This window comes from Mycobacterium sp. IS-836 (genome assembly GCF_001954275.1).
Classification (GTDB): Bacteria; Actinomycetota; Actinomycetes; order Mycobacteriales; family Mycobacteriaceae; genus Mycobacterium.
The window spans coordinates 45,387-71,862 of sequence record NZ_MBEU01000053.1 but is presented as its reverse complement, the minus strand read 5'-3'; the positions used below and the strand labels follow the sequence as shown (position 1 = coordinate 71,862).

Below are 26,476 nucleotides of genomic sequence, written 5' to 3'. Positions count from 1 at the left end.
CCTCCCATGACGACGCCAACAGGGCGGCGCATGAAGGAAGGAAATCCCAGTGAAACGTCTTCTCGCGGCAGCGATTGGAGGCCTTGGCGTCGCGTCGGCGCTGGTGGCCTGCTCGAGCGGCGGCCACACGGCCAGCACGGGGTCAAGTGGCGCGCCCAGCGCCTCCACCGGCACCGGCGCCCAGGTCAAGGTCGGCGGCAGCGACCTCGCGGGGTTGAACCCGGCCTCGGTGACCTGCGTCAAAACCGGCGGCAAGATCGACATCGGCAGCGGGTCCACCGGCGGTGGCCAGCAGGCACTGGCGGTCGTGATGACCGACGAGGCCACGCCGAAGGTCGAATCGTTGGCCCTTGTCGTCGACGGCAACGCGCTGTCGGTCAGCAGCGGCATGGGCGCCAAGGTCGGCTCGGCGAACGTGGCGGTGGACGGTAAGACCTACACCATCACGGGCCAGGCGCAGGGCGCCGATTTGAAGAACCCGATGGCCGGCATGGTCACCAAGGACTTCAGCATCAAGGTGACCTGCGGTTGATCGGTCGAACTCCGGGCGGCGGACGTGGCCGGATCACACGTCCGCCGCTCCGGGTTTGCGCCGCCAAGACTTATGATGCAGCCGTGTCGATTCCGGCCGAGTTGGAGCGCGCACGCAAGCTGGCATTCGCCGCCGACGAGGGCGCGGCGCGGGATCTGCTGCTGTCGTTGCTGCCCCGCATCGAGCAAGAGGATCGCGACGATCTGGCGCTCGAGGCATTCGCGCAGCTTGGCGAGATCTACCTGGCGCGGGGAGCGAATGATGGCGTCCGCGAGTCGATTCGGCGCATCCGCGACTGCCTGGCCGCCTATTCCGCACAACCGGGTGCGCCCGCCGCGGATGTGGCGCACATGATCCGTCGGTACTCGCGGCGAGCCCAATTCCTGCAGACGGGACTGACCGCGGCGCTCGGCGATCACGAAGGCGCCGCGAAGGAGCTGGCGGCGTTGGACTACTCGAACACCGATTTCACCGACCTCGCCGACGAACATGCCTACCTGCTCACCTATGGGCAACTGCTGTGCGCGACCGCGCTCTGCGACGACGACCTGCATCTCGAGTCGCTTCCCTTGTGGGAGCGCGTGCTCGGCGCGGTAGCGGATCCGGATCGCCTGGGCGGCGACAGCGAGGCCGGGGACCATCTCCGGATCGATGCGGCTACCGCATACGGCAGGTTCTGCGTGGAAACCGGGCGGTTGTCCGAGGCGCAGCCGTGGCTGCGTCGCGCGGGAGCCCGCGCACAGGCGCGTGGATGGGAATTAGCCACGGCCAGAACACAATTGGAACGTGCCGCGGCATGCTGGTCGGCGGCCGACCACGCCACGACCGAGCAGCTGGTCTCGGAGGCCCAGCCCATCCTCGCGCGATACGCCCGAGCGCACGACGAGGCCCGGTGCTGGCTGTACCTGGGACTCACCCGGCTGGCCTCAGGCGCATTGGAAGCGGCCGACGAATGCTGGGGACACGCCGAGCGGCGGTGGCGTGAACTGGGCAAGCCACTGTACCTGCACCGTATCCTGTTGCAGCGCAGCTGGATAGCGATCTTCTGGGGCCGCTTCCCGGACGCGGTCGAGCTCATCGCCCAGGCTCGCGAGCTGCTCGACTCGTCGCCGCGCAGCAGCTGGCTGCAGTACGCGCAACTCGACAACCACCTCGGAACCGTGTGGCGCGCTGACGCATTGACCGACCTAGGGTTCGACAGTTCGGGGGACCCAGACGAGACGCTGCAGGAAACCGAGGCGCGGCAGGCCGAGGGCCTCGGCATCCTGCGCGGCGAAGTGGGCACCCCAGAGTATTGGCGCGGTATGACCAAACTCGAACAGGCCGCGGAGCTCAAGGTGCCGGCCGCGTTGGCGGTCGACTCGGTGCGGTACTCGATCGCCGACGCCGACGCGAGATCACGCTGGGCCACCAACGTCTCGGCGCCGATCTTGGCCAGTGCCTTCGCGGTCGCCTGGGAATGGGAGAACACCGAGCTGATCAGCGAACTGGTCGAATACCACAGCGCGCGAGGGACTTTCAATGCCGAACCGCAGGCGGCCAAAGTCGGCGAATGGGCATCCGCGGCCGCACCTTCGCTGCTGATCGACGCCGGTGAAGCGCTGGCAGCCGCCGGCCCGCCGGCGCGCGGCGGCGCATCGCTGACGCAGCTGGGCCCGTTGCCGCCGCTACAGATGCAGCCGGACGCCGGCCCGATTTTGAGTCACTATCGCGCGCTGGCGTTGCAGCGCTACGGCCGGGCGGTCACCGCCGACGAACCCGCCTGGTCGACCTGGCCATGAGTGACACGGACCGGCCGACTCTGGTCCTGCGCTTCGCGGATCTCGGGATCGTCACGTACGCCAGTTTGCGGATCGTCGGGCAGCCGTCCAGAACCGTCAATTGGGTGGTGGAGGAACCGATTCTGCTGGCGGCGCTGCAGGAGCTGGCCGACGCGTTGCCCGAGCCGCACGACGGTCAGAGCCGTCGAGACGCCATCGAGCGGGCGCTGACGGGCGGCCCGTTCGCGACCCCACGGGCCGAGCTGACGCTCGCCTACATCCTGGGTGTGCTGCTCATCGCCGAGCCCGGGTGGGAGCTGTTGACGGAATGCGTGGCAAGCCCGCGCGCGGTGCTGTTCGTCTCGCCCACCGCGCGCCTGGCTCGCGTCCCGTGGGGCCTGCTGGCCTTGCCGAAGTCGGGGCCGAGCAAGGAAGAACTCGTCCGCGCCCGCCAGGACGCCATCACCGCCAGCGGCAGGGTTGCCGCCCGAATCCCTTGGCAGCTGGCCGATATCGGCGAGCACACCGATGGGTACCGGCTGATGGAGATGGTCGACCTGCTGATGGCGGTTCCGCAGAACATCGTGCACTCGCCGCGGTCACCGGCCGGGTGGGACGCCCGCCGAGACGGTCCACCCGTGCTGGTGCTCGACCCCCGGGTGCCCGGCCAGCGCCCGGACTCCGCGCTCGGGTCGGTGCTCGGCAGGCCATCGGCCGAGACGGCGTTGGCGCGGCACTACACCGGGCTGATGGCACACCGTGCGGTGCTGCCGACGGTCGACGCGGCGGTGGAACTGTTCCGGCGTCAGGATGCCGACCGCCGCTGGCTCGCCGAACTGTTGGCGCAGTCCCCGAGCAGGCTGATGTACGTCGGCCACGCGAGTTCGCCGGATGGCCATGCCGCCCAGGCCGATCGGGCCGCCCTGCACCTGGCCTGCACCGCGGGCGCTCCCGGGGACGCCGACGCCATCGGCGACCACCGCCCGCTGACCGCCTCGGACCTGATGGCGTTGCGGCTGCCGATGCCGCCCCGGGTGGCGCTGCTGGCCTGCGCATCGGGCGGCGACTATCAGTTCGACGAGGCGACTGGCCTGGTGGCCGCCGTGATCCTGGGTGGCGCACAGTTGGTGACCGCCACGCTGTGGTCGCTGCCCACCACCGCGGCCTACCGGCAGTTCGCGGGCGATGACCGGACCGATCCGATGTCCGACGCGGTGATCGCCGTCGACGAGGCACACGAGGCCGTCGACGCGGGCTGCGCGGTGAATCGGTGGCAGCGTGAGCAGATGCGGCGCTGGCGCGACGGCGACGCCACGGCCAGCCCGCTCTACTGGGCCGCGCTGGTCAGTTTCGCCGTCGACGGCGCTCGCTGACAGTGGACGGCCAAGACGTCGTCGGGCAGCGAAAGGTCTTCGCGGGCAGCGGGATCGAACGCCACCAGGACGACGAGGCCCGGGCGCAGTATCGAGGCGTCCGAGCCCTCACCACACGCCAACTTGCCGACGAACGTCTCCCCCGACACCGCCACCACCTCGACGAAAACCTGGCGCCCGACCGCGCGCACGGTGCCGACGCCGACGGTGCGTTCATGGGAATGCCGATGCCGAGCGACGAGGCCACGAAAAGCGGTGTACAGCAGCATTGTCAGCGTCTTCATGTGACCAGGTTCGCGGTACGGACCGGCTACCGAACCCAACTTTTTCGCTGCCGCTATCTTCGGAAAGCCCCTATCCTGTCCTGATGAGTGCGGATTCGCAGGTGGCGACCGCCATCGCGGTCGGCCACCCGCGCAGGTCGGTGATCGAGAAGGCGTGGCGCGCGATCGGTCCCGGCGTGGAGGTGCTCAGCAGCGACGACGGCGGCCCGTTGAGCCGCACCGTCAAACGCATCGTGGACCCGTTGGTGCTGCGGCTGCGGTCCAACCCCCAGTATTCGAACCCCGTCGTCGATCCCGAGACGGCCGCCGCCATGCACGAGCTGATCGTCGGGAGCGCTGCCCAATTGCGTTCCGCCGCGGCATGGTTCGACACTCTCAAACTCGAGCGCCGCCGGCAGCGGATCCGCACGGGAAACGCCCAGGAGCTGTACTTCCCGGTGTGTTTCGAGCTCGCGGTGACGAAAGGCCCACCGGCACCGGAGGATCGCGGGACGGTGGCCGCAATACTCAGCGAAATCCACCTCGGCCGGGACCGCACCGCGATCGAAGTGTTGCGCCAGTACGTGGCGAGCCCAGCCGTCGTCGCCACGCTCACCGGCCAGCTCGATCGCAGCTGGCGTGACGTGCGGGCGGCCGGCAGGACCGACACCGGTCCCTTCCTGGCCGAGCTCACCACCGCGCTCGGTCGTGCGGCTGGCCACAGCGCCGCGGCCGCGCGCCAACGGGCGTGGTCTGCCGTCATCGCCGACTCGGCACCGTACGACCTGGGCGCCCTGGCCCGCACCGAAACGGCCGAGCTACCGTGGTCGATCGTCGAACTGGGTCTGAGTTCCTTTGCACCACAACGCAAACCGCAGATGTCCGCCGGCTCCGACAGCGATCGCCCGCTGGACCGCAGCGTCGTGGACCGGGTACGCGCGACGCTGCGGCGCGCCCTGGACCGCGACGCGTTGCCCGACATCCCGCTGCTGTGCGAGGAGGAGGTCGACCGCGCCTGCGCGCCATGGGGGCTGTTGTCCGAGGACAAGCAAGCCACGTTGGTCGCGGGCATCGAGGTGGCGGTCGAGCTGGCGCCGTTGGACCCGTCCGTCATGAGCCACTACGGGCTGGCCGCGCAGATCCAGGCCCGGCTGCGCAAGGAGGCCTACGTCTTGCACGCCAGGCGCTATCTCGCCGAGGGCGGTCCGATTCATCCGCGGCAACGGCAGGTCGTCGACGATCTCGCCGCCTACGCGCAGCCGTATCTGAGCCGGCTCTGGGCCCGGCTGCACGGGCGCGACGTCTGGCAGGAGCCCTGCGACGACGTCGACGACGTGCGGTCGCTGCTGGAGGGGGTCGCGCGCTCGGTGAGCCTCGACCACCGGCAACGGATCAAGGCGATGCTGGAGTTGCAGGTGGCCGGATGAGATTGGTTGCCGATTCCGGTCTTTGGCAAACCGGCCCCGCCACCGCACCCACGCCGCTGACCGCGGTGCTGGAAGTCAGCGGGGCCGTGCTGTCCTGGACGGTCGACGATCCCTCCGGCGCGGCCCAGATCACCTTCACCGATGTGGCACGCGCCGACTGGCTGTGGCGCGTCCTCGGCGAATCCGGACACGTCACGCTGGCTGCCGCGTTGGATGGCCCGGCCGACCGACCGCACAGCGTCGAGCTGACCGGTGTCGACATCGTGCCCGGATCGGTCGACCCGCTGCGACGGCTGGCCCTCGGCCACTGGCTGCGGCGCTGGTGGCCCGCCAGTCGCCGGGACGGCATCGCCGGGCTGGACCGCGCCCTGCTCGACGTCGAGGTCGCGCTGCTGACCAACGGGGCGCAGGGCTTCTTCACCGATGACACCCTGGATTCGGACGTGGCGCAGCTGCTGGCGCCGCACGCCGCGGCCCTGCTCATGCACGCCCGAAGTGACGATCCGCGAGTGCTCGACCTGGTGCGGGCCGGCGCCAGGGTAGCCGACGAAGCCGGCGTCGACGGCATCGGGTGGCCGGAATTGCATGCCGCCCTTGATGATTCGGGCGCCGAACTCTCGATGCCGAGCCGCCATCAGGATGACTACGCGCTGGCCGCCGCTGGGGACACGGGTGCGCGAGGGGCAACGGCGATCGCCGGCGGCGTCGCATCGATCAACTGGGGCGCGGTTCCGCCGGCGATATTCGACGCGGGCGAGGACACCGTCGACTGGGTTGTCGAGGCGGCCGGGGCCGCGCCGGTCGCCGCCGTGCGCGCGGCCGTCATCGGGCCGGACCCGGCCGCCGGCGTGGAGGTGCGACTGCGATCGGGGGTCATCAGCGGCACCGGTGTCCTGGACGCCGACGGCCGCGCCACCCTTCCGTTGGTCGACGGCCAGCAGCGGCCGGTCACGGAGTCGGCGGCCTGGGACCACGACTGGACGGCGACGTCGGTGACCATCGGCGCCGACGTCGCGGCGGAGACGCGCGAAATGCGGGAGCGGGTGCGTCGCTGGGCGCGAGCGCGGCTGGACCGCCCCGGCGACGACGCCTTCCTGGCCGAGATCCTCGCCGCCGAATCCGCCTACTAAGGCTTACTAAGATTCGGGTCGATTCCCTATGCTGAGCGAGTGCCAAACACCTATCGCGTCGTTCAGTGGAACACCGGAAACGTCGGCAAGAGCTCGCTGAAATCCATCGCCGACAACCCCACCCTTGAGCTGGTGGGGTGTTATGCCTGGTCAAAGGACAAGGTCGGCCGCGACGCCGGCGAGCTGGTCGGCATTCCGCCGCTCGGGATTGCGGCGACCAACGACGTCGATGCGCTGCTCGCCCTGAAACCGGACTGCGTGGTCTACAACCCGATGTGGTTCGACGTCGCCGAGCTGGTCCGCATCCTGTCGGCCGGCGTCAACGTTGTCACGACGGCGTCCTTCATCACCGGGCGCAACCTCGGCGACGGCCGCGACCGGCTGGTGGAGGCCTGCGAGCAGGGCGGCTCGACGCTCTTCGGGTCGGGCGTCAGCCCGGGCTTCGCCGAACTGCTGGCCATCGTGTCGGCGATGGTGTGCAACCGGATCGACAAGGTCACCGTCAACGAGGCCGCCGACACTACGTTCTACGATTCGCCCGACACCGAGAAGCCGGTGGGCTTCGGCCAGCCGATCGACCATCCCGAGCTGCAGCAGATGGCCGCCAAGGGGACGGCGATTTTCGGCGAGGCGGTCCAGCTGGTGGGGGACGCGCTCGGCATCGAACTCGACGAGGTCCGCTGCGTGGCCGAATTCGCCCAGACCACTGCCGATCTCGAAATGGCGTCCTGGACCATCGAAGCGGGATGCGTGGCGGGCGTCTACATCAGCTGGCAGGGCATCCTCGACGGCAAGACGGTGATTGACCTCAACGTCCGGTGGCGCAAGGGACAGACGCTCGAGCCCGACTGGAAGATCGAGCAGGACGGCTGGGTCGTCCAGATCGACGGGCAGCCGACGGTCACCACCAAGGTCGGCTTCCTGCCGCCACCGTATTTCCAGGCGGAGACGATCGCCGACTTCATGGACCTCGGGCACATCATGACGGCGGTGCCCGCGATAAACGCCATCCCCGCCGTCGTCGACGCGGCGCCGGGCATTGTCACCTACGCCGACCTACCGCTGACGCTCCCGCGCGGCTTCGTCAAGACCTAGCAGCCGAAAAGCTACGCGCTGCCCGACGCCGCCGCGTCCGCCCGTCGCCGGGCGGGTTTGGCGTAGGTCGCACCCAGCTGCGGCACCTCGAGCGGACCCTGACGTCGGGCGGCCTCGATCGCGGTGCGCAGCGGCCGGGCCAGGCCCGCGAACGATCCCATGTCGAACAGCCGTTGCGTCAGCAGCCGGTTGTGGACGTAAGCGAACGCGCTGCCGGTCTCCGGGTCGGCCCAGCCCAGCGTTCCGCCCAGCCCGACATGACCAAAACCCTTGAGCAATCCGGGCACCGGCGATTCGTGGTAGCCGAGATGAAAAGGCATGGGCACCACCATGTTCGCGTCCGGCCACTTGAACGGCGACCGACCCGCCAAACCGCGCGTCAACTCCTTGGACAGGTACCTTTTGCCGTCGATGCGGCCGTCGTTGGCCAGCACCGCGAACATCTTGGCCAAGCCGCGTCCGGTCACCACGCCGTTGGCCGCGGGCACCTCGCCGTCCAGGAACGCGGTGTCGCCTTTCACCAGCGATATGACCCCGGGGAAATACATCGCGCCGAGCGCCCCGGAGAACGGCAGACCGGCCACCCGCGGTGCGACGAACTTGAGCACCGGCATGCGCCACTTGCCCTGCGGCATCAGAATCTGCGCCGCCCTGGTGGGCGAACCGGCGGGCGGGCGGCCGAGGTGCAGGCCGTCGGTGTTGAGCGGCCGCGCGACCTCCTGGCGGATCAACTCCCGCATGCCTTTGCCGGTGACGGCGCGGGCCAGACCGGACAGCAGCCAGCCATAGGTCAGCGCGTGATACGCCTGCACGCCGCGCAGGTGATCCAGGGGCGCCTCGGCCAGGCGCTGCTCCATGAGGAGGTGATCCATCAGCTCCGTCTTGGTGACGCCCCGCAGATGCGACAAACCGGATCGATGCCGCAAGACGTCGCGAACCGTGATCTCGGCCTTCCCGTTGGCCGCGAACTCGGGCCAGTATTCGGCGACGGGCTCGTCATACGACAACAGGCCACGATCGGCCAGCCGGTGAATCACCGTCGAGGCGACCCCTTTGGTCGCCGAGAACACCATCGCGCCGGTGTCCGCGGTCCACGGCTCGGTGCCCGCCCGGTCCGACCACCCCGTCCAGACGTCGACGACCGGCCGGCCGTCGATGTAGACGCAGAGGGCTCCCCCACCCAGCCGCCGCCCGGGAAAGCGCTCGGCGAACGACTTGACGACGTTCGCGAAATGCGGATCGGCGGCGCCGCACACGTGGCGTGGCAGGCCGTCGTCGGTGACCAGCAGAGTCGACATCGAGAATGAAGCTAGCAGTGGGGTTGGTCAGGGGGTTCGCGCACGTCGGCGCCCGGGGGCGCATCGGGCGGCGCTTCCCGCAAAAACTTCCTCAGCCGAAGAAGCTGATTGACGACCATGCTGATACCCAGCAGCATCAGCGTCGCCACCACGGCCACCACGATTGCGGTGCTCACAACCTCCATGGTGGCAGCCCGCCACGTTATCCATTGCCGTACGTGGGTAGCCGAAAGTACATGAGTACCGAAGACAAGTTGAAGAACAAGATCGACGATTTGGGCGGCCGGGCCAAAGAGGCCATCGGCAAGGCGACCGGCAACGACGACACCAGGGCCGAAGGCCGCGCGGACCAGGCCAAATCCAGCCTGAAGGATGCCGGCGAGAAGGTGAAGGACGCCTTCCGGAAATAGCCACCCCATAGCCCGGGGCGCACCGGACGATTGAAAAACGAGGCCGGGGGCAATCCCTACCGCGATCGGCATCGAATACCAAGGGTGGAGGTCGTGGACTTGATCGGCACATGGGTGCGCCGGGTGGTGGTCGCCGGCGCGGTACTGTTCGCTTCCGCACTGCTCGGACCGTCGGCCCCATTGGCGTCGGCCGACCCCTGTCCCGACGTCGAAGTCATCTTCGCCCGCGGCACGGGCGAGCCACCCGGCGTCGGCAACATAGGGCAACAATTCGTCGACGCCCTGCGCGGGCGGATCGGCGCGCGATCGCTCGGGGTGTATCCCGTCAATTACCCAGCCAGCAGTGACTTCGGAAATCCTGATTTTCCGCTGACGGTGATCGACGGGATTCGCGACGCCGGCGCTCACGTCCAGTCCATGGCGGCGAACTGCCCCAAGACCCGGGAGGTGCTGGGCGGCTACTCCCAGGGTGCTGCCGTTGACGGCTACGTGACCTCGGCTGCCGTACCGCCCGGAGTGCCCGCTGACTTGGTACCGAAGCCGATGCCACCCGAGATCGCCAATCACGTTGCCGCGGTGACGCTGTTCGGGACGCCTTCCGACCAATGGCTGGCGCAGTATGGCGCGCCGCCGATCGCGATCGGCCCGCTGTACAAGCCCAAGACCCTCGAATTGTGCGCACAGGGCGACCCCATTTGCGGTACCGGCAATGACAACGCCGCGCATGTCATGTACGGGGTGAACGGCATGACGGACCAAGCCGCGGACTTCGCCGCCAGTCATCTGTAATACCCCTGGCGCCTCCGTAACCGACGGCCGTTGCGAGAATCGCACGATGCACGTTCTGATCACGGGCGGGACCGGATTCGTGGGCGGCTGGACTGCCAAGCTCATCTCTGACGCCGGACATTCCATCCGGTTCCTGGTGCGAAATCCGGATCGGCTGCAGACCTCGGTCGCCAAACTGGGAGTCGACGTGTCGGACTTCGCCGTCGGGGACATCACGGATCGCGTCTCGGTCCGCGACGCGTTGCGCGGCTGCGACGCCGTCGTGCACAGCGCCGCCCTGGTGGCAACCGACCCGCGCCAGACCAACGAGATGCTGACCACGAACATGCAGGGAGCCCAGAACGTCCTTGGCCAGTCCGTCGAGCTCGGCCTGGATCCGATCGTGCACGTGTCGAGCTTCACCGCGCTGTTTCATCCCGGCCTGGAGATGTTGACGGCGGACCTGCCGGTGGTCGGCGGGGCGGACGGATATGGGACGTCCAAGGCGCAAGTCGAGATCTACGCGCGCGGCCTGCAGGACGCGGGGGCACCGGTGAACATCACCTATCCCGGAATGGTTCTCGGTCCGCCGGTCGGTGACCAATTCGGCGAGGCGGGCGAGGGCGTCAAGGCCGCGTTGCAGATGCATGCGATCCCGGGGCGAAGCGCGGCATGGTTGGTCGTCGATGTTCGCGATTTGGCCGCGTTGCACGCGGCGCTGTTGGAGCCGGGCCGCGGGCCGCGCCGTTACACCGCGGGCGGGCATCGGGTTCCGGCGGCCGAGCTGGCCAACATGCTCGGCCAAATCGCCGGCACGCCAATGGTTGCCGTCCCGATTCCCGACACCGCGCTGCGGGTAGCGGGTGCGGTGCTGGATCGAGCGGGGCGGTATCTGCCCTTCGACACGCCCTTCACCTCGGCGGGGATGCAGTACTACACCCAGATGCCGGCCTCTGACGACTCGCCAAGCGAGCGCGAACTCGGCATCACCTATCGCGATCCGACCGAAACCGTCGCCGACACCTTCGAAGCGCTTCGCAGCGCCGCCGGCTCGTAGGGGCCACGAGAGCGCAACTACCGACGCCCTTTCTCGTCGGGAAACGCGTCGTCCATTGCACTTTCGCGATAGCCCGAGGACCATCCCAAGCATGAAGAGCGTCACGTGCACCAACGCAAAGCTCGAAGTCGTCGACACCCCAACCCCGGCGCCGGGCAAGGGCCAGTTGCTCATCGAGGTGCAGCGGTGCGGCATCTGCGGATCCGACCTGCATGCGCGCCACCACTGCGACGAGCTCGCCGACGTGATGGCCGAATCCGGGTACGACGCGTTCATGCGATCGAACCAGCACGTGGTGTTCGGCCACGAATTCTGCGGCGAGGTGCTCGATTACGGGCCCGGCACCCGCAAGGCCCCGCGGGCCGGTACCCGCGTCGTCGCCTTGCCGCTGCTGCGCCGCGGCAAGGAGGTGCACGGGATCGGGCTGTCGACGATGGCCCCGGGCGCCTACGCCGAGCAGCTTCTCGTCGAGCAGTCGCTGACGTTGCCCGTCCCCAACGGGCTGGCGCCCGAGGTGGCCGCCCTGACCGAGCCGATGGCGGTCGGCTGGCACGCGGTGCGGCGCGGCGAGGTCGGCAAGGGTGACGTCGCGATCGTGATCGGCTGCGGGCCAATCGGTCTCGCGGTTATCTGCATGCTCAAGGCGCACGGCGCGCGCACCGTGATCGCCAGCGACTTCTCGCCCGGCCGGCGCGCGCTGGCGACCGCCTGCGGCGCCGACACAGTCGTCGACCCCGCGCAGGATTCCCCCTACACGACGGACGCGAGCGGCAAACACCTGCAGGGCATCCTCGAGGCGTTCGATCTGGCTGTCGACACCATCGAGAAGCTGCAGCGGCTGCGACTGCCCTGGTGGCACGTGTGGCGTGCCGCCGAAGCCGCCGGCGCCACGACGCCGAAGCACCCCATCATCTTCGAATGTGTCGGTGTCCCAGGCATTATCGACGGGATCATCGCGGGCGCGCCGCTGTTCTCGCGCATCGTCGTGGTCGGTGTCTGCATGGGCTCGGACCACATCCGCCCGGCGATGGCGATCAACAAGGAGACCGATCTCCGATTCGTGCTCGGCTACACCCCGCTGGAGTTCCGCGACACGCTGCACATGCTCGCCGACGGCAAGGTCAACGTCGCGCCGCTGATCACCGGGACGGTGGGGCTGCCCGGGGTCGAGGCCGCGTTCGACGCGCTGGGCGATCCGGAGGCGCACGCGAAGATACTGATTGACCCCAAGAGCGACGCTACGAGTCCCGTTCCGGTCGACGCCATTCCGCGACGCCGAGACTGAAACCGCGCACACCCGCCGCGGCGTTCTTGTGCGTGTTAGTGTCGCGGCGCCCGCGGGCCAGCAGCCCCGTCAACCGGCGGGCTGGATCTCCAGCCCGACGTGCACCTTGTCGATGCCGCCGCGCACGATCGAGTGCGCATAGAACCACCAGGCATGGTACCAGTACCGCTTGAGCACGGCGTTGTAGACCCGCCGCGTCTCGGATTTCGGCAGGACCCGGGCGACGCCTTCGACCGGGTCGCCCTTGGGCTTGCCGAGTGCGGTGCTGCGCGCGATCGTCACCCGGGGCGTGTTGTTGATCCGCCTCACCTTCCACGACCCGTCGTCGGTGATGACCAGCAGCTTGTCGCCGTCCGGCACTCCCCAGATCGCCGTCGGCTTGGGGCGGCCGTCCTTGGTGAAGGTGGTCAGGAGCAGGTACTTGGACTTGATCACGTCCTGAAAACTGGGAGCCACACCTAATGCTTATCAGGTGTTGCGACCACCGTTGACGCCGAGAATCTGCCCGGTGATGTAGCCGGCTTCCTCGGAGACGAAGAACGCGCACGCCGCGGCGATGTCCTCGGGCTTGCCCACGCGCCGAACCGGCGTGCGATTGATGTGGTCCGCTACGGTGCCGCCGAGCAGGTGCCGGCTCTCGGCGCTGCGCAACATCGGTGTGTCGATGAACCCCGGCGGCACGGCGTTGACGGTGATTCCGCTCGGCCCGTACTCCAGCGCCAGCGACTTGGTCAGCCCGTTCACCGCGGACTTCGCCGCCACATAGTGGGCCATGAACGGCTGTCCGGAGTGCGTGCTGGACGACGAGATGTTGACGATGCGTCCCCAGCCGGCCTCGACCATGTCGGGCAGCACGGCCTGGATGGTGTGGAAGACACCGTTGAGGTTGACGTCGATCACCCTGGACCATTCCTGGAAGGACATGCTCAAGAACTTCTTGAAGCCCTCCACCCCGGCGGCGTTGACCAGCACCAGGATTGGGCCGAACTCGTCGCGGATCGCCGATACCGCCGCATCGACCTGCGCGCGATCGGTGACGTCGGCGACGTGTCCGGTCCCGTCGTCGGTGGGCGACAGATCGATGACGGCCACGTGAAATCCGTCGCGGCGCAACCGTTCCGCGACGGCACGGCCTATGCCCGACGCACCGCCGGTCACGACCGCCGTCTTCTGGCTCAATTCCTCACCCTTCGCGAAAGCTGAGCGATCGCTCAGGTCCGTTGGCCTCACCTGCCTATCACCCCGGCGCACCACGGTCAAGTACGATTTGGGCAATCGCTCAACGAAGGTAGGTCGATGACCACTCGCGACATGCTGATCGACGCGACGAGTCGGATCATGGTCGACGAGGGCTACGCCGCGGCCACATCGCGGCGGGTCGCGGCCGAAGCCGGCGTCAAACCGGCGTTGGTGCACTACTACTTCCCCACGATGGACGAGCTGTACTTGGACGTGTTCCGGCGCGGCGCCGCCGCGTATCTGGAGCGGCAAAAGAAGGCGCTGGCCTCCGACCGGCCCCTGCATGCCTTGTGGGACACCCTGATCGGGCCGAAGGACACCCGGCTGCTCCTGGAATTCATGGGCCTTGCCAACCACCGCAAGGAGATCAGGGCCGAGATCGCGGCGTGGCAGGAGCGGTGGCGCGAAATGCAAATCACGGCACTGAACTTCGTCGTTCGCGAACATGGGCTTGACACAACGGAATTCCCACCGGCGGGCATCGCGGTCGTCATCGCGTCGATTGGCCGCATGCTCATCTTGGAACAGGCGCTCGGCACTTCCGGGGGTCACGACGAGGCCGTCGCGCTCGTCAACCGCCTGCTGGACCGGTACGAGATGCCGACACCGAAGCCGCGCCGCGGCTGACCTCAGGGCAGCACCACCCGCAGCCGCTCCCAGCCGCGAACCGTCGACGTCGGCGCCAATTTTGCTGTGTCGTAGTCGATGTCCCATTCGGGCCAGCGGTTGAGCATCTCGTCGAGCGCGACGCGCCCCTCCAGCCGGGCCAGGTTGGCGCCCAGGCAGTAGTGCACTCCCTTGCCGAAGGTGATGTGCGAGATGTTGTCGCGGTGGATGTTGAACGTGTCCGGATCGGTGTAGCGGCGTGGGTCGCGATTGGCGGCTCCGAAGAGTAGCAGCATTGCGCTGCCAGCCGGAACGGTGGTGCCGTAGATTTCGAAATCCTTTGCCATCCAACGGGCTACGTGGGGGCCGGTGGGTTCGAACCGCAGCGTCTCGTCGACGGTGCGGTTCAGCAGCGACCGATCCTCGTAGATCTCCCGACGTTGGTCGGGATGCTCGGCGAGCACCTTGGCGAGCCAGCCGATCAGCCGACCCGTCGTCTCGTTACCGGCGCCGGCGACCACCTGCGTGTAGTGCAGGACCTCCTTGCGGGTGAGCTTGCGGTGCACGCCCGCATCGTCGTCGAACTCGACGTTGAGCAGCTGCGTCATCAGGTCGTCGGACGGGTTCTTCGATCGCCACTCGACGTAGTCGGCATAGATCCGGCCGTCGGCGATGGAGTCGGCGTCGGCGACCTTCAGCGGCGCGCCCGGCTTGGTCCGCAGGTTGGCATCGTTGGCGTCCCGGACCGAGATCTGCTCGGACTCGGGAATTCCCAGCAGCATGCCGATCACCCGCATCGGCATCATCGACGCGAGCTCGGCGATGATGTCGAATCCGTCCGATCCGACGAGCGGATCCAGGCACCGGACGCAGTAGGCGCGGATCTGGTCTTCGATTTCGGCCATCCGGCGCGGGGTGAATACCCGTGACATCAGCCCGCGCAGCGCCGTGTGCTCGGGCGGATCCTGGAACATCATGACGCCGCCGGGCATGTCGAATTTCGACTTGATCAGCTCGAGGATGTCGCCGCGTCGGTTGGAGAAGGTCTCCCAGTTGGCCAGTGCCCGTTCGACGTCGGAATGTCGTGATATCGCCCAGAAGTCGTAGCGCTCGTTGTAGTAGATCGGCGCCTCGTCGCGCAGCCGCGCGTAGGTCGGATAAGGGTCGGCGTTGATGCCGGTGTCGTAGGGGTCGTAATAGACGTCCGTGTCGTTGGTGACGGTCACGATGCGTTCCTTACTTCAGGCTGCTGCCGGCATCCACGTTGAGCGCGACGCCGGTGATGTAGCGCGCTTCGTCGGAGGCCAGGAACAGCACGGCGTTGCTGATGTCTTCGGGGGTCACCCAGGGGATCGGCAGGACGTGAAAGCTCTGGCACACCGGCGCGAGATCGTCCGGACCGGGGTTTTCCAGTTCGGGCCGAAATGCGCGGTAGGTCTGCTCGTTCATCAACAACGGCGAATTCACATGGGTCGGGAGAACGGCGTTGACCCTGATCATCCGCTGACCCAATTCGACGGCGAACGATCGCATCAGGCCGATCACCCCGTGCTTGGCCGCCACGTAGTGCCCGACGTGCGGGTAGGCCTTGAAACCGGCCACGGAGGACGTCAAGACGATCGAGCCGCCGCGATCGCCCCGCAGGATGTGTGGAACGCCGGCCTTCACCGTCTTCCAGACCCCGCTCAGATTGACGTCGATCATCTCCTGCCACAGCGCCTCGTCGGCCTTGTGCAGCTTTCCCGCCGTCGTACCGATACCGGCGTTGGCCACGATGACATCCAGGCGACCCAGCTGCTCGACTCCGCCGTCGACGACGGCGCTCAGGGCGTCGAAATCGCGCACGTCGACTTCGGCGGTGACGACACGGCCCCCGGCGTTCTTCACCATCCCCGCCGTCTCGTCGAGATCTTCCGGCGTCGCGCCGTCGGCGGGCGAAGCCTCGAATTTGCGGCAGATGTCCACGGCGATGATGTCGGCCCCCTCCCGCGCGAGCCGCACCGCGTGGCTTCTGCCCTGCCCGCGGGCCGCCCCCGTCACGAACGCGACCTTGCCGTCCATCCGGCCCATTGCACCCTCCGCCCGGGCTGTTTTTGGGCGATCGCCCAATTTGCTGCGCAGGGCCATGTCTAGCAGCATCACGATTGCCTCGTCAAGAGCCCCCGAAAATCTGTGAAGATTCATCACACGGGTGTGAAAGCTTCGTTAAGAATGTGGCCGATCGCGCCGCCAACCAGCATCGTTGACGTATGAAGGCGACGGTTGCGCGATTGCGCGTCACGGCCGGATACGCACTGTTGCTGATCGGGGTGTCTCTTACGCTGACCATGCTCGGTCCGCACGCGCGCGAGGCCGCCGTGAGCCGCATGAGTACCAACTTGCACAATCTGCGCCACGGCCACATGGGCACCCTGGTCGGCAGCGCCTTCGTCGACGGCAGCGATGCGGTCTATGTCTGGTTGCCGGGCTTGGTGTGCCTGCTGGCGCTTGGCGAACTGATTTGGCGCAGTAGGGGTTTGGTCCTCACGTTCACGGTCGGTCACATCGGCGCGACGCTGTTGGTCGCGATAGGTTTGGCCGCCGCGCTGAAGGCGGGATGGCTGCCGATGTCGGTGGCGCGGGCCAGCGACGTGGGGGTCAGCTACGGCGCGGTGTGCGTTCTTGGCGCGCTGACGGCATCGATACCGTCGCGCTGGCGGGCGGCCTGGGTCGGGTGGTGGCTCGGCGTGGCGATGATCGCGGCCCTGGGAGCCGACTTCACCGCCTTCGGTCACATCCTCGCGCTGCTGCTGGGCATTCGGCTGTCCTTCCAACTGCCGTCAACGGCCCACTGGACACCCATGCGGGTGGCCTTACTCTCCGTCGGCATCGCGTTCGGCTACTTCGTGCTCTCCGGGCCGTCGATGGTCGCGCCGGTCGCAGGCGTGGCGGGCGCGCTCATCGCGGTTCTAGCCGGCCACGCCCTAAGGCCCCGCCCGCAGCAAGCGTGATCCGGTGTCGCCCCTGTGGCACCGCGACGGTCGTATCCGTAAACGCACCATCGATCCGCGCGACGGTGCCGGGCGCCAGCTTGTCCAGGGTTAATTGCACCGGGCAGTCGGTGATGACCGTGACCGTGCTGTAGGGCAACGCCGCAACCCCAGCCCGGCCGGCGTCGACAGTCAGGGCAGCGACACCGGTGAGGCGCAACGTCAGCCGGGGTTGCGGTCGGGGGTGCGGACCCAGCCGCCAGGTCCGCTCCGCGTAAAACCCCGGGGTCGGCTTGAAATTCAGGATGAGGCCGCCACGCCGGTGCGTGCTCCGCGTCCGATCCGGTCGGGCGTATGACCGGGCGTCCACTGTGGCGACCGCGCCCCGCTTGGAGGCGGTCTGCGGATCCGCCTGCAGACCCGATATCCACCAAACCCGGTGTGGCCCAATACCCAGGTCGGTGCGCACCAGCTGCGGGTACCAGGAGAAGGTGATATGGCCGGGGTCCGGGTGACGGTTTGCGGTGCCCATATGGGCGACCGCGTCGTCGAACTTGCCCTGCGCCGCAAGAACGATGTGGTCTTCAGCCAGGTACGCCACGAAGCGGTAACGGTACCCAAGCCGGTCGAGCCGCAGCACCTGCGGCACTACCGAGAAGATTGGCACCAACTCATCGAGCACACCGTGGGCGATGACGAAGGGCAACCATCGGGCGTTGTGGAGCAGCGGCCAGGTTTCGCCCTCACGCGCGCAGTGCGAGTCCGGGTTTCGGTCGGCCGCCATTTTGATCCCGGGCAGTAGGCGCACCCCGCAGGTGGGAGCCCCGGCGAGAACGACGGCCTGCGCAAACGCCGTCGGGTATGTCAGCGCCAGCCGATAGGCCGCATAGCCGCCCATCGAAAAACCGGCAATCACAGTGCGATTGGGATCCGTACCGAGCTGTTCGGCGACCCGCGCCCAGACCTCCCACAGGTCGAGCTCACCCTCGTCGAGAAACCAACACGCCGGGCCACGACCCAGCGGCGTGGCGACCACCGAGTCGCGCCCGTCGCAAATCTGTTGCACCAGGCGGGGATTCACCGCGGCGAACTGGTTCTTGCCCATCGCTATCGAGTGCAGGAGCAGCGTCAGCGGCAGCGCCTTACCCGGTGCGAAGGTCTTCGGCAGGCAGATCGAGTAAGGCTGTACACGCCCGAGGAACTGCGGCTCGGTGGACAACAAGTCCGCGTCGGCGATCCCCTGCCCAAGCTCCACCGAGGAGACGTACCACCGCGTCGACGGGCCCGTCACCACTGGTTCGTCGGTCGTTGTGCCAGCGGCGAGTTCATCCCACGCCACCGCCAGCGAGAACTGCGACACGTCGCCGTCGTCGAGCGCCTCAGCCTGCGCCTTGTCCAGCCAGAAGTTGTAGCGTTGCGGCTCCTGCTCGTGGCGGCGGAACGCGATGTTGTAGACGTTGGGTTGACGCGGCCGCGCCCCACGCTCGGGAGGCACTTCCGCGAACCCGTCACCCGCCGGGTTGGCCAGGCCGGACACCAGCCGCACCGTCCATTTCCCGGCCGGCTCCACCAGCTCGCGCGGAATCTGCGCCAGAAACGACCGCGCGTTCCCGTCGACGGAGTGTCCGACCGCTGTGGTTGTCCGCGTCACCAGGTCGATCAGCCACGCGCCCGCACCCGAAATCAGCAGCGCCGAGTCGATACCGGCCGAGCGAACACCCGCGCCTGCGGGCCACTGCCCAGTGCCACCGGGATCCCGGCCGGTGTCGAATGCGAACAACGCGATCGGCACCGACGGATCCTGCAGCGTGTTCCAGTCGACCCGCCACCAGGTGTGGGTTTCGGTGAGGCCGACCGCGACGCGGAAGATATCGGCGCCGTTGCGGCCCGCTGCCCCGTCGGGATAGAGATAGGTGCCCTTGGGCGGCACGATGCGTCCCGCCGCCGGCAGCCTGACGCGCGTGCCGGTCGCGCCGTGGTCGTCATAGAGGAAATCCGTCCAAAACGACGCGCCAGCGGCCAAGCGGCCGGTGCCGCAGGTGCGCGGAAAGTGCTCACCGAACGGCCAGCCGACCGGTGACGGTAGCTGCGGCTCGGGCCGCCGCGCCGCCGGAGGTGCCCCCTCGGGCATGCCGTCGACCACCACCAGGGGGGCACCCGGCGGCGGTTCCACCTGCGCCTGATTCGGCGCCGCACCGAGGAGCCGGCCCACAGAGCGCACGGGTAGCTGCGCTACATCAAACAACGACACCGGCAGTCGACGGCTGATCCAGCGGGCCGGGGGTTTCATCACCATCCAAGCGCTAGGCATCCTTTGCGGTGCCTACCCGGTACCGCGGTTCGCAACCTTGAGGAAGGCTGAGAACCGTGCCGCCGATTCTGTTCGGCGGGCGTCAGCCCGGGTAACCACCCACAATGGCAAGGCGGGTGACAACGCCTTGGTGGGCTGTGGTATCGGCGGCGGCTGCGCCGACCGTCCTGCTGGCGTGCGCCAGCATCGCGCGCTCGATGCGGATCGATTCCTACGACCCGTTCACCCAGACTCTCAGCGCCCTGGCCCTGACCGGCCGCGGCGACTGGATCATGACGGCGGGGTTCGCGGTCAGCGCCGGCTGCCTGATCGTCACCGCCGCCGGGCTACGAGTGCTGCCCGGCCTGCCCCGCATCGCGTTGGCGATCGCCGGTTGCTGCGGTCTCGCGACCGCCGCGCTGCCCGATCGGCTTGGCACCGCCACCGCTCACATAGCGGCCACCGGGCTGGGCGTCATCCTGTTGGCAATCTGGCCGGTGCTCACGGTTTCGCCGGACCCAACGATGCCTTGGCCGCGGCGCAGGCGTTGGGCCATTTCGGTGTCGGCGCTGCTGTTCGGACTGGTGGTCTGGCTGTGTTGCGACGCGTGGAGCGGCATCGATGTGGGGCTGAGCGAACGCGCCGCCGCGACGGCGGAAATGCTTTGGCCGCTGGTCGTGGTTGTCAGCGTTCGCCACTTGACCGAACTAGGCACGGCGACCCAGGCGGGCGGCGTCTTCCAGCAGATCGGCAGCGGCGGTGACGCTTTCGGCGGGTGTGGTCATCTGGGCGGCGACCTCGCGGGTCCGCCTGACGCGGTGCGGAGTGAGGATGGACCGCAGATCTGCGACCAGCAGCTTCTGGGTGGTCTCGAAGAAGGGGCGCGCGGTCCCGACATCTAGTCGGCTGACCGCGGCACCCCACATCGGCTGATCGACCGAAACCCAAAGGATCAGCGTCGGGGCTCCGGCCCGGATGCCCGCGAACGTGGTGCCGGGTCCCCCGTGGTGGACGACCGCACGGCAAGCGGGAAAGACGGCCGAGTGGTTCACCGCGTCCACAATCTTGACGTGCTCGGATTGCGAGATGTCGGTGAAATCGCTTGCGCCACTGCAAATCAACGCCCGCTCGCCTAGCTCGGCGCAGGCCGCGCTGATCATCGCGACCGCGTCATCGGGAGACGCGACTCGCACGCTGCCGAAGCCGAAGTAGATCGGCGGCGTGCCCGCGTCAATCCACGACGCGACCTCGTCGTCGACGTCCATCCGCAACTCCAGCGTCAGCCCGCCAACGAAAGGCCGCCGGAGGCCCCGCTTCGCCCATTCGGCGGCCAGCCCGGGAAAGAACAGCTCGTCGTAGGCCTGGATCTCCAGCCATTCCGAGGGCCCTGTTTCCTCCGGCAGGCCCAGTTCCCGCCGATGGGCGTCCTCCGCGTCTTTGGTTATGCCCGGACCACCGGCCTCGATCGGGTAGAAGTGCAGGGTGGCCAGCGGAATGCCGTAGTACTCCCCAACATTGGCGGCCAGCCCTTGTTGACTTGGGTCCGCCAGCAGCAGATCGGCCCCGTCTGCCAACGACGTCAGTGCCGTACCCACCTCCGGCCAGTATTGGGTGACATCCCGCAAGATTTCCCACATCATGCTGATCGGATTCGGCATCGGCGCGAATTTGCGGACCAAGTTCGCGCCGTGGGGAACCGCGGCAAGCCCGGCCGATTCGACGAACTCGAGATAGGCGGGCGGGACCGCCATGCGTACTTCGTGACCTCGACGCTGCAGCTCCCGACCGACGGCTGCGTACGGCTCGGCATCGCCCCGACTTCCCAGGGTTGCCAGCGCAAATTTCATCGCGGCAAATGTAACGCAGCGATGCCCTTCGCCCCAAAAGATCGCTGCGAGAACCCGTTTCAGTGCACAGCGCCGAGTTGTACGCTTGCATCAATGCTGAAGCTCGAGACCGCCGCACGATATGCGCGCGCGTCCGCACAAATTCCCGGCTTCTTCTACCCCGCCGACTTCATGCTGTTTGATTTCATCCTGGGCCACCAGCTCGACGGCGGAGTCGCGGGAGACATGCTCGAGATCGGAGTCTACCTGGGTAAATCGGCCATATTGATGGGCTGCGGCCTGCGCCCGGATGAGCGCCTCATCGCGTGCGATCTGTTCGAAAAGGTGATGTCGCAGGAGGACATTCCCATCCAGGACCGGGAACCCTACGACGGTCTGGATGTCGCGGCGTTCCGGCGCAACTGGGAGCAGTTTCACAGCCGACGACAACTCGACATCAGAATTTGTGACTCAGCGCAATTAACCGACCTCCCGCCGTTGCGTTTCGTGCACATCGACGGCGGCCACAGCTATCAGCGCGCCAGGGGCGACATCAAGCTCGTCGCCAAGCACGCCGGCCAGCGGGGCGTGATCAGCCTGGATGACTACCGGATAACGGAAAAACCCGGCGTCGCGACGGCAATCGCCGAAGCCGTCGCCGCCGGCGAGCTTTTTCCGTTCTGCGCGTCAGACATGAAGCTATACGCCGCCACCAACAACGACGATCAAGCACATTGGGCTGCCGTCTTGAAAACGATGCCGGGAGCAGGCGTGTCCACGTTCCCCGACTATGACGTGGTGACGGTGGCCATGCAGGTAAGCCAGCCCGTCGTGTTCGCAAATCTGTTGTTTTGCATGTCCGGCCGTCGCGGCGACGTGTGACTGAGCAGCCCCGCTTATGGCGCTCCGGGATGCGGCGGCAAGGTGAGCCGGAACCGCGCCCCTCGATCGTTGGGCACGCAGACGAGATCTCCGTGATGAGCGCGCGCCAGCGCCCGGGCGATCGGCAGGCCGAGCCCGGCGCCGCCGTGGTCGCGATCGCGGGCTAGGTCCAGACGGACAAGCCGGTCAAAGATCCGCTCACGGTCGGAGTCTGCGATACCGGAGCCCGAATCGGTGACGGTCAACTCGACATGCGGCCCAGCCCTGCACACATCGATCACGATGTGCCCGCCGGATGGGGTGTGTCGGCGGGCATTGTCGACGAGATTCGACACGATCTGGGCAACGCGGGTCCGGTCGGCGCGCACGGGCACACTCGGCTCACCGGTGCGCGTGATGGCGATATCCGGAGAGAGCACGGCCACTCGCTCGCATTCGGCTTCGGCGATCTCGACGAGGTCGGTATCGGAGAGGTCCAGTGTCACCCCGGCGTCGATGCGGCTCAGATCCAGCATGTCGGCGACCAGTCGACCGGCCCGTTGGGATTCGGCCAAAAGCATTGCTGCGCGGCGGTATTGGGCTTTCGCGCGAGCATCTTCGCCGCCTTGGGCGGCGGCCCCCATCAGCTGTTCGGCAGCGACGCCGATTCCGGCCATGGGTGTGCGCAGTTCGTGGGCGGCATCGGCCAGGAACTGGCGAGTGCGCTGTTCGGATGCTTCCAACGCGTCGAGCATTCCGTCGAAAGCCGCTGCTGCGCGGCCGAGTTCGGTGCCGACGCGGTCGGGTCGCAGTCGCCTGCCGCGGTCGCCGCTGGTGATCGATCGTGCGACGGAGGTAAGCCGATCCAGAGGCCGCAGGGCGGCGCGGGAGACGGCGGTGACCAGTAGACCGGCCACCATCAGCGTGATCAGGCCGCCGGCCAGCAGAACTTCGCGCAGCCGTCGGATCAGCGCGGTGGTTTGGGTAGTGTCCGCGACCAGGATCACCCGGCCGCCCGATGTCAGTGAGTGCACCACCACGGTGGCGGTGGCGTCGGGTGGCGCGACCGGTGGTGGTGGGGGCGGGGGCCACCCCGGTGGTGGCGGCCAGCCCGGTGGTGGCGGCGGCCAGCCCAATGGTGGTCCCGGCCAACCCGGTGGCGGCGGCGGAGGCGGAGGTTCCGTGGGTCCGCTGGTCGTGTCGGGGTGGATGCCGTGATCACCGTAAGTGGTTCCGTCCGCGGCGACGAGCAGCGCGCGAATTCCTCCGCCCTCGAGCTGAGCCACCAGGCGATCGGGCGGGACATTGGCGGCGGCCAACGCGTCGGCACGGGCGGCGGTGGCCATCAGCCGATCGTGGAGATCGCGGCGGGTCTGCGCCCCGAGCATCAGGTCAATGGTCAGGCCCAGCACCAGCAAAAGGACGCCGAGCACACCGAGGACCATCAGGGCGACCCGCCGGTGCAACGAGGGCGTGCGGGTCTGCGCCGGGCCCGCGGCGCGCCGGCCACTCATTGCCGGACTGGTTGCAGGCGGTAGCCGATGCCGCGCACCGTCTGCAGGATGCGGGGTCCGTGCGCCTCCAGTTTGCGGCGCAGTCCGCTGACGTGGACATGCACCAGGTTGGCGTCGTAGGCGTCATAGCCCCAGAGGGCGGTCAGGATCTGCCCGGTACTCACGATGCGGCCGCGCTGCTCGACCAGGAACCCGAGCAGCCGCAGTTCGGTGGCGGTCAGGTCCAGGGGCGATCCCGCCCGAGCGGCGACCGAGGCGCCGAGGTCCAACGTCAGGTCGCCGCATTGGATAACGGCGGGTAGCCGGCCGCGGCGGCGCAGCACCGCGCCGACACGCGAGATCACCTCGGCGAGCTCGAAGGGTTTGACCACGTAATCGTCGGCGCCGCCGTCGAGCCCGCGCAGCCGGTCGGGCAGCCCATCACGGGCAGTGAGCAACACGATGCCGGCGTGGCCCCAGTCGCGGATGACATCGATCAACGCGAAGCCGTCGCGCCCGGGCATCATCACGTCCAGGACCACCAGATCGGGACGAAATCCTTCCAGGACATCCTCCAGCCCCGCCCCGTCTGTACGGGCCGCGGTGATGTACCCGACCTCGGTCAGCGCCTCCCGCACCATTTCGCGGATCGTCTCTGAGTCCTCGACGACCAGCACGCGGGCCCCTGCGCCTGGGCGGGATGTTTGTTTCATGCCCTCATTCTCGGCCGCTTCCTGAAATCCACCTGAAGAAACCGGGCTCCTGCGCGATGTCTTCAGGTTGGCTTCAGATTCGCTTCCTAGCTTCGCCCGCATCGCAACAATTCGCACACCGGGAGGAAGCTATGGCCGACGAGCAACCGTTACACACACCCGAGGCGCCGAGGGGCTCTGCGCCCCCACCGTCCGTCGTGCAACGGCACCCCGTCGGCGTCGCGGTCGGCGCGGGCGTCGGCGGCCTGATCGTGGGGGCGATCCTGACCGCGCTGTTGCTTCCGTTGGCCTGGGGACCACCGCCCGGTCCCTTCGGCATGCCACCGCCACCGCCACCACCGGCGTGGGCAATCCCACCGGGCTGGGGCCCACCACCGCCCGGGCCGGCCTTCGCACCGCCCCCGCCAGCGGGGCGCCCGCAACTGCCGGAGCCCGGCCTTCCGCCGGCTGGACCGCCGCCAAGCGCGTCCCAGCCCGCACCAGTTGGACCGACAAGCAGATAGGAGTAACGGCCGAACATGAAGATCAAACAGGTAATCGCTGGTTCCTTGCTCGCGGGTGCCCTTGGGATAACCGCGGCGGGCTTCGGTATTGGGATAGCCAGTGCGGATCCCCCGCCCCCACCGCCGGGGCCCGGCCAACCTTGGCTGCCACCGCACGGGCCTGGTGGTCCGGCTGGACCGTTTGCGCCACCGCCGCCGCCTGGCCCGGATGGGCCGCCACCGCCTGGAGCGCCGCACCCGCCGGGCTTTTAACTTCGGCGTGCGGTAGCTGGATCGAGGATGGCCGTCCCAAGCGCTGTTGAGGGGCGGCCACCGCTCACCAGGAAACTGAGCATCATAGTTTTTGTGCCAAACAAGACAAATTGTATTAATTTCACCGTTACACATGCATCGTAGTATGTAAATGTTTACTTCAGACACAGCGGCACCAAACACGGAGGGCTTGGTGGGCAAATGTCGTCCCGCGCTGTTTTTCATGCGAGCGGCTATCGGATTGGGCGCAATCGGCGCGCCACTGCCGGGCGGCCACGCTTAATGCCAAGCCGGCAGTTGACCACAGTCGCCGCGCAGAGCGGGCCTGCGGCCCGCTCGGTCATTCTGTTCGTGTTGGGGATGAACCGATCCGGAACGTCGGCGCTCACGCGGGTTCTCTCGCTGTGCGGTGGCGCACTGCCCGACAAGTTGGTGGGCGCCATGGCGGACAATCCGGTCGGCCATTGGGAGCCGCGCGCGGCCAATTACCTCAACGAAACAATTTTGCGGCGCCACGGCAGCACCATGTTCGACCCGACACTACGCCTGCACGAGGACGGTCCGTTCGATGCCGAAGCGAAGGCCGCCTGCATCGCCGAGATCCGGGCGTTTTTGACCACGTTGCCGGCCGCGCCGCTGGTGCTGATCAAGGACCCGCGGATCACGGTGCTGTCCAGTGTGTGGTTCGACGCGGCACGTCAGGCCGGATTTGACGTCGTGACCGTGATCGCGGTGCGCCATCCGCAGGAAGTCATCGCCTCGGTCGCGGCAAGCAGTGGAGCCTCGGCGGAGCTATCGAGCGCCTTGTGGCTGAAATTCAATCTGGTGGCCGAAAGACACACGCGCGGCATGCCGCGAGTGTTCGTCGATTACGCCAACCTTCTCGCGGATTGGCGCCGGGAGGTAAAGCGGATTTCCGTGGCGCTTGCCATCGACCTCGATGCCCGGGACGAGGACGGCGCAATTGAGGAGTTCCTCCAAGACGATCTCCGTCGGCAGCGACACTGCGGCCCGGTCACAGACTCCTTCGGCACGGACTGGATTTCCACCGTCTACGAAACCTTGGGCGCTGCCGCGCGGAATGAGTCCTGGGATGAGTCTGCGTTGGAACGCGTTTACGCGGAGTACCGAGCGAGCGAACAGGATTTCCGAACGGCATTCGAGGATTTCCGCCGCTTCCATAAGCTCAACCGGCTGGTGCGGCCATCCATTTTTAAGCTGATCATGGAAGCCTGGGCGCTGGCTCACCGGCGCAAAGGCACTTGGGCCTAAACTGGCCCGGACGGGCCGACTACACTTTCATTCGGTCCCAACGAATTGCAGCGA

The 26,476-nt window shown here is 67.7% G+C and carries 25 protein-coding genes and 1 pseudogene; 15 read left to right on the top strand and 11 right to left on the bottom strand.

Annotation, left to right across the window (positions count from 1 at the left end; translation table 11 throughout):
* Positions 1-49: 49 nt before the first annotated feature.
* The 3 genes from A5747_RS14265 to A5747_RS14255 all read left to right on the top strand — a co-directional run bounded on the left by A5747_RS14265 (position 50) and on the right by A5747_RS14255 (position 3,665).
* The gene (locus A5747_RS14265; protein ID WP_076059463.1) at positions 50-532 is read left to right on the top strand and encodes a lipoprotein LpqH; all 483 of its coding nucleotides are present in this window, start codon (positions 50-52) and stop codon (positions 530-532) included.
* Positions 533-615: 83 nt separating this feature from the next.
* Positions 616-2,313, top strand: coding sequence for a hypothetical protein (locus tag A5747_RS14260; RefSeq protein WP_076125240.1), 1,698 nt, complete (start codon positions 616-618; stop codon positions 2,311-2,313).
* Positions 2,310-3,665, top strand: a complete 1,356-nt coding sequence (locus tag A5747_RS14255; RefSeq protein WP_076125239.1) for a CHAT domain-containing protein — start codon at positions 2,310-2,312, stop codon at positions 3,663-3,665. The genes A5747_RS14260 and A5747_RS14255 overlap by 4 nt, the downstream gene beginning before the upstream one ends.
* On the opposite strand, the gene A5747_RS14250 is transcribed toward A5747_RS14255, so the two are convergent.
* Positions 3,620-3,988: a hypothetical protein gene (locus tag A5747_RS14250; protein ID WP_076125237.1), complete on the bottom strand. Its 369-nt coding sequence runs from the start codon at positions 3,986-3,988 to the stop codon at positions 3,620-3,622. The genes A5747_RS14255 and A5747_RS14250 overlap by 46 nt on opposite strands.
* Positions 3,989-4,032: 44 nt before the next feature.
* On the opposite strand from A5747_RS14250, the gene A5747_RS14245 reads away from it, so the two are divergent.
* From A5747_RS14245 to A5747_RS14235, 3 genes are read left to right on the top strand one after another with little or no spacing between them, the layout of a single operon-like run.
* Complete coding sequence (locus A5747_RS14245; RefSeq protein WP_076125236.1) at positions 4,033-5,355, top strand: hypothetical protein; 1,323 nt, start codon at positions 4,033-4,035, stop codon at positions 5,353-5,355.
* Complete coding sequence (locus tag A5747_RS14240; protein WP_076125234.1) at positions 5,352-6,485, top strand: hypothetical protein; 1,134 nt, start codon at positions 5,352-5,354, stop codon at positions 6,483-6,485. Before A5747_RS14245 ends, A5747_RS14240 begins: the two co-directional genes overlap by 4 nt.
* Before the next feature lie 39 nt (positions 6,486-6,524).
* On the top strand, positions 6,525-7,580 hold the full coding sequence (locus A5747_RS14235; protein WP_076125232.1) for a dihydrodipicolinate reductase: 1,056 nt from the start codon (positions 6,525-6,527) through the stop codon (positions 7,578-7,580).
* A gap of 11 nt (positions 7,581-7,591) precedes the next feature.
* Here A5747_RS14235 and A5747_RS14230 read toward each other — a convergent pair whose 3' ends face one another.
* On the bottom strand, positions 7,592-8,878 hold the full coding sequence (locus A5747_RS14230; RefSeq protein ID WP_076125231.1) for a serine hydrolase domain-containing protein: 1,287 nt from the start codon (positions 8,876-8,878) through the stop codon (positions 7,592-7,594).
* Positions 8,879-8,889: 11 nt separating this feature from the next.
* On the bottom strand, positions 8,890-9,054 hold the full coding sequence (locus A5747_RS25285; RefSeq protein WP_175611155.1) for a hypothetical protein: 165 nt from the start codon (positions 9,052-9,054) through the stop codon (positions 8,890-8,892).
* A gap of 60 nt (positions 9,055-9,114) precedes the next feature.
* Here A5747_RS25285 and A5747_RS14225 point away from each other — a divergent pair, with 60 nt between their 5' ends.
* The 4 genes from A5747_RS14225 (at position 9,115) to A5747_RS14210 (ending at position 12,398) form a co-directional block, all read left to right on the top strand.
* Positions 9,115-9,288, top strand: coding sequence for a CsbD family protein (locus A5747_RS14225; RefSeq protein WP_076125229.1), 174 nt, complete (start codon positions 9,115-9,117; stop codon positions 9,286-9,288).
* A 93-nt stretch (positions 9,289-9,381) separates the two neighbouring features.
* On the top strand, positions 9,382-10,077 hold the full coding sequence (locus A5747_RS14220; protein ID WP_076125445.1) for a cutinase family protein: 696 nt from the start codon (positions 9,382-9,384) through the stop codon (positions 10,075-10,077).
* A gap of 46 nt (positions 10,078-10,123) precedes the next feature.
* Positions 10,124-11,113, top strand: coding sequence for an NAD-dependent epimerase/dehydratase family protein (locus A5747_RS14215; RefSeq protein ID WP_076125227.1), 990 nt, complete (start codon positions 10,124-10,126; stop codon positions 11,111-11,113).
* A 91-nt stretch (positions 11,114-11,204) separates the two neighbouring features.
* Positions 11,205-12,398, top strand: a complete 1,194-nt coding sequence (locus A5747_RS14210; protein ID WP_076125225.1) for a zinc-binding dehydrogenase — start codon at positions 11,205-11,207, stop codon at positions 12,396-12,398.
* Between the two features lie 69 nt (positions 12,399-12,467).
* Here A5747_RS14210 and A5747_RS14205 read toward each other — a convergent pair whose 3' ends face one another.
* A complete protein-coding gene (locus tag A5747_RS14205; protein WP_076125223.1) occupies positions 12,468-12,854 on the bottom strand; it encodes a PPOX class F420-dependent oxidoreductase in 387 nt (128 codons plus the stop codon).
* Between the two features lie 12 nt (positions 12,855-12,866).
* Positions 12,867-13,577 (bottom strand): SDR family NAD(P)-dependent oxidoreductase, encoded by a 711-nt coding sequence (locus A5747_RS14200; RefSeq protein WP_076125221.1) that lies wholly within the window; start codon positions 13,575-13,577, stop codon positions 12,867-12,869.
* Between the two features lie 132 nt (positions 13,578-13,709).
* Here A5747_RS14200 and A5747_RS14195 point away from each other — a divergent pair, with 132 nt between their 5' ends.
* Positions 13,710-14,264, top strand: a complete 555-nt coding sequence (locus A5747_RS14195) for a TetR/AcrR family transcriptional regulator (RefSeq protein WP_076125443.1) — start codon at positions 13,710-13,712, stop codon at positions 14,262-14,264.
* 2 nt (positions 14,265-14,266) lie between these two features.
* Here the strand turns inward: A5747_RS14195 and A5747_RS14190 are convergent, their stop codons facing one another.
* Together A5747_RS14190 and A5747_RS14185 are read right to left on the bottom strand one after the other, a co-directional pair.
* The gene (locus A5747_RS14190; RefSeq protein WP_076125219.1) at positions 14,267-15,469 is read right to left on the bottom strand and encodes a cytochrome P450; all 1,203 of its coding nucleotides are present in this window, start codon (positions 15,467-15,469) and stop codon (positions 14,267-14,269) included.
* A gap of 10 nt (positions 15,470-15,479) precedes the next feature.
* Complete coding sequence (locus A5747_RS14185) at positions 15,480-16,313, bottom strand: mycofactocin-coupled SDR family oxidoreductase (RefSeq protein ID WP_076125217.1); 834 nt, start codon at positions 16,311-16,313, stop codon at positions 15,480-15,482.
* Positions 16,314-16,492: 179 nt separating this feature from the next.
* On the opposite strand from A5747_RS14185, the gene A5747_RS14180 reads away from it, so the two are divergent.
* Positions 16,493-17,233, top strand: coding sequence for a rhomboid-like protein (locus A5747_RS14180; RefSeq protein WP_233148046.1), 741 nt, complete (start codon positions 16,493-16,495; stop codon positions 17,231-17,233).
* Here the strand turns inward: A5747_RS14180 and A5747_RS14175 are convergent.
* Entirely contained in the window at positions 17,181-19,508 is a 2,328-nt protein-coding gene (locus tag A5747_RS14175; protein ID WP_233148045.1) for an alpha/beta hydrolase-fold protein, read from the bottom strand. The two genes, A5747_RS14180 and A5747_RS14175, sit on opposite strands and share 53 nt — an antisense overlap.
* A 119-nt stretch (positions 19,509-19,627) precedes the next feature.
* Between A5747_RS14175 and A5747_RS25495 the strand changes: the two are divergent.
* Positions 19,628-20,176: pseudogene (locus A5747_RS25495) on the top strand (DUF998 domain-containing protein); the annotation flags it as partial.
* Between the two features lie 33 nt (positions 20,177-20,209).
* On the opposite strand, the gene A5747_RS14165 reads toward A5747_RS25495, so the two are convergent.
* Positions 20,210-21,349 (bottom strand): glycosyltransferase, encoded by a 1,140-nt coding sequence (locus tag A5747_RS14165; RefSeq protein WP_076125213.1) that lies wholly within the window; start codon positions 21,347-21,349, stop codon positions 20,210-20,212.
* 93 nt (positions 21,350-21,442) lie between these two features.
* Here A5747_RS14165 and A5747_RS14160 point away from each other — a divergent pair, with 93 nt between their 5' ends.
* Positions 21,443-22,210 (top strand): class I SAM-dependent methyltransferase, encoded by a 768-nt coding sequence (locus A5747_RS14160; RefSeq protein WP_076125211.1) that lies wholly within the window; start codon positions 21,443-21,445, stop codon positions 22,208-22,210.
* Positions 22,211-22,224: 14 nt separating this feature from the next.
* Here the strand turns inward: A5747_RS14160 and A5747_RS14155 are convergent, their stop codons facing one another.
* On the bottom strand, positions 22,225-23,703 hold the full coding sequence (locus A5747_RS14155) for an ATP-binding protein (RefSeq protein ID WP_076125209.1): 1,479 nt from the start codon (positions 23,701-23,703) through the stop codon (positions 22,225-22,227).
* A complete protein-coding gene (locus tag A5747_RS14150; protein WP_076125207.1) occupies positions 23,700-24,395 on the bottom strand; it encodes a response regulator transcription factor in 696 nt (231 codons plus the stop codon). The genes A5747_RS14155 and A5747_RS14150 overlap by 4 nt, the downstream gene beginning before the upstream one ends.
* A gap of 1,037 nt (positions 24,396-25,432) precedes the next feature.
* Here A5747_RS14150 and A5747_RS14135 point away from each other — a divergent pair.
* A complete protein-coding gene (locus A5747_RS14135) occupies positions 25,433-26,422 on the top strand; it encodes a sulfotransferase family protein (RefSeq protein WP_083700426.1) in 990 nt (329 codons plus the stop codon).
* Positions 26,423-26,476 lie beyond the last annotated feature (54 nt).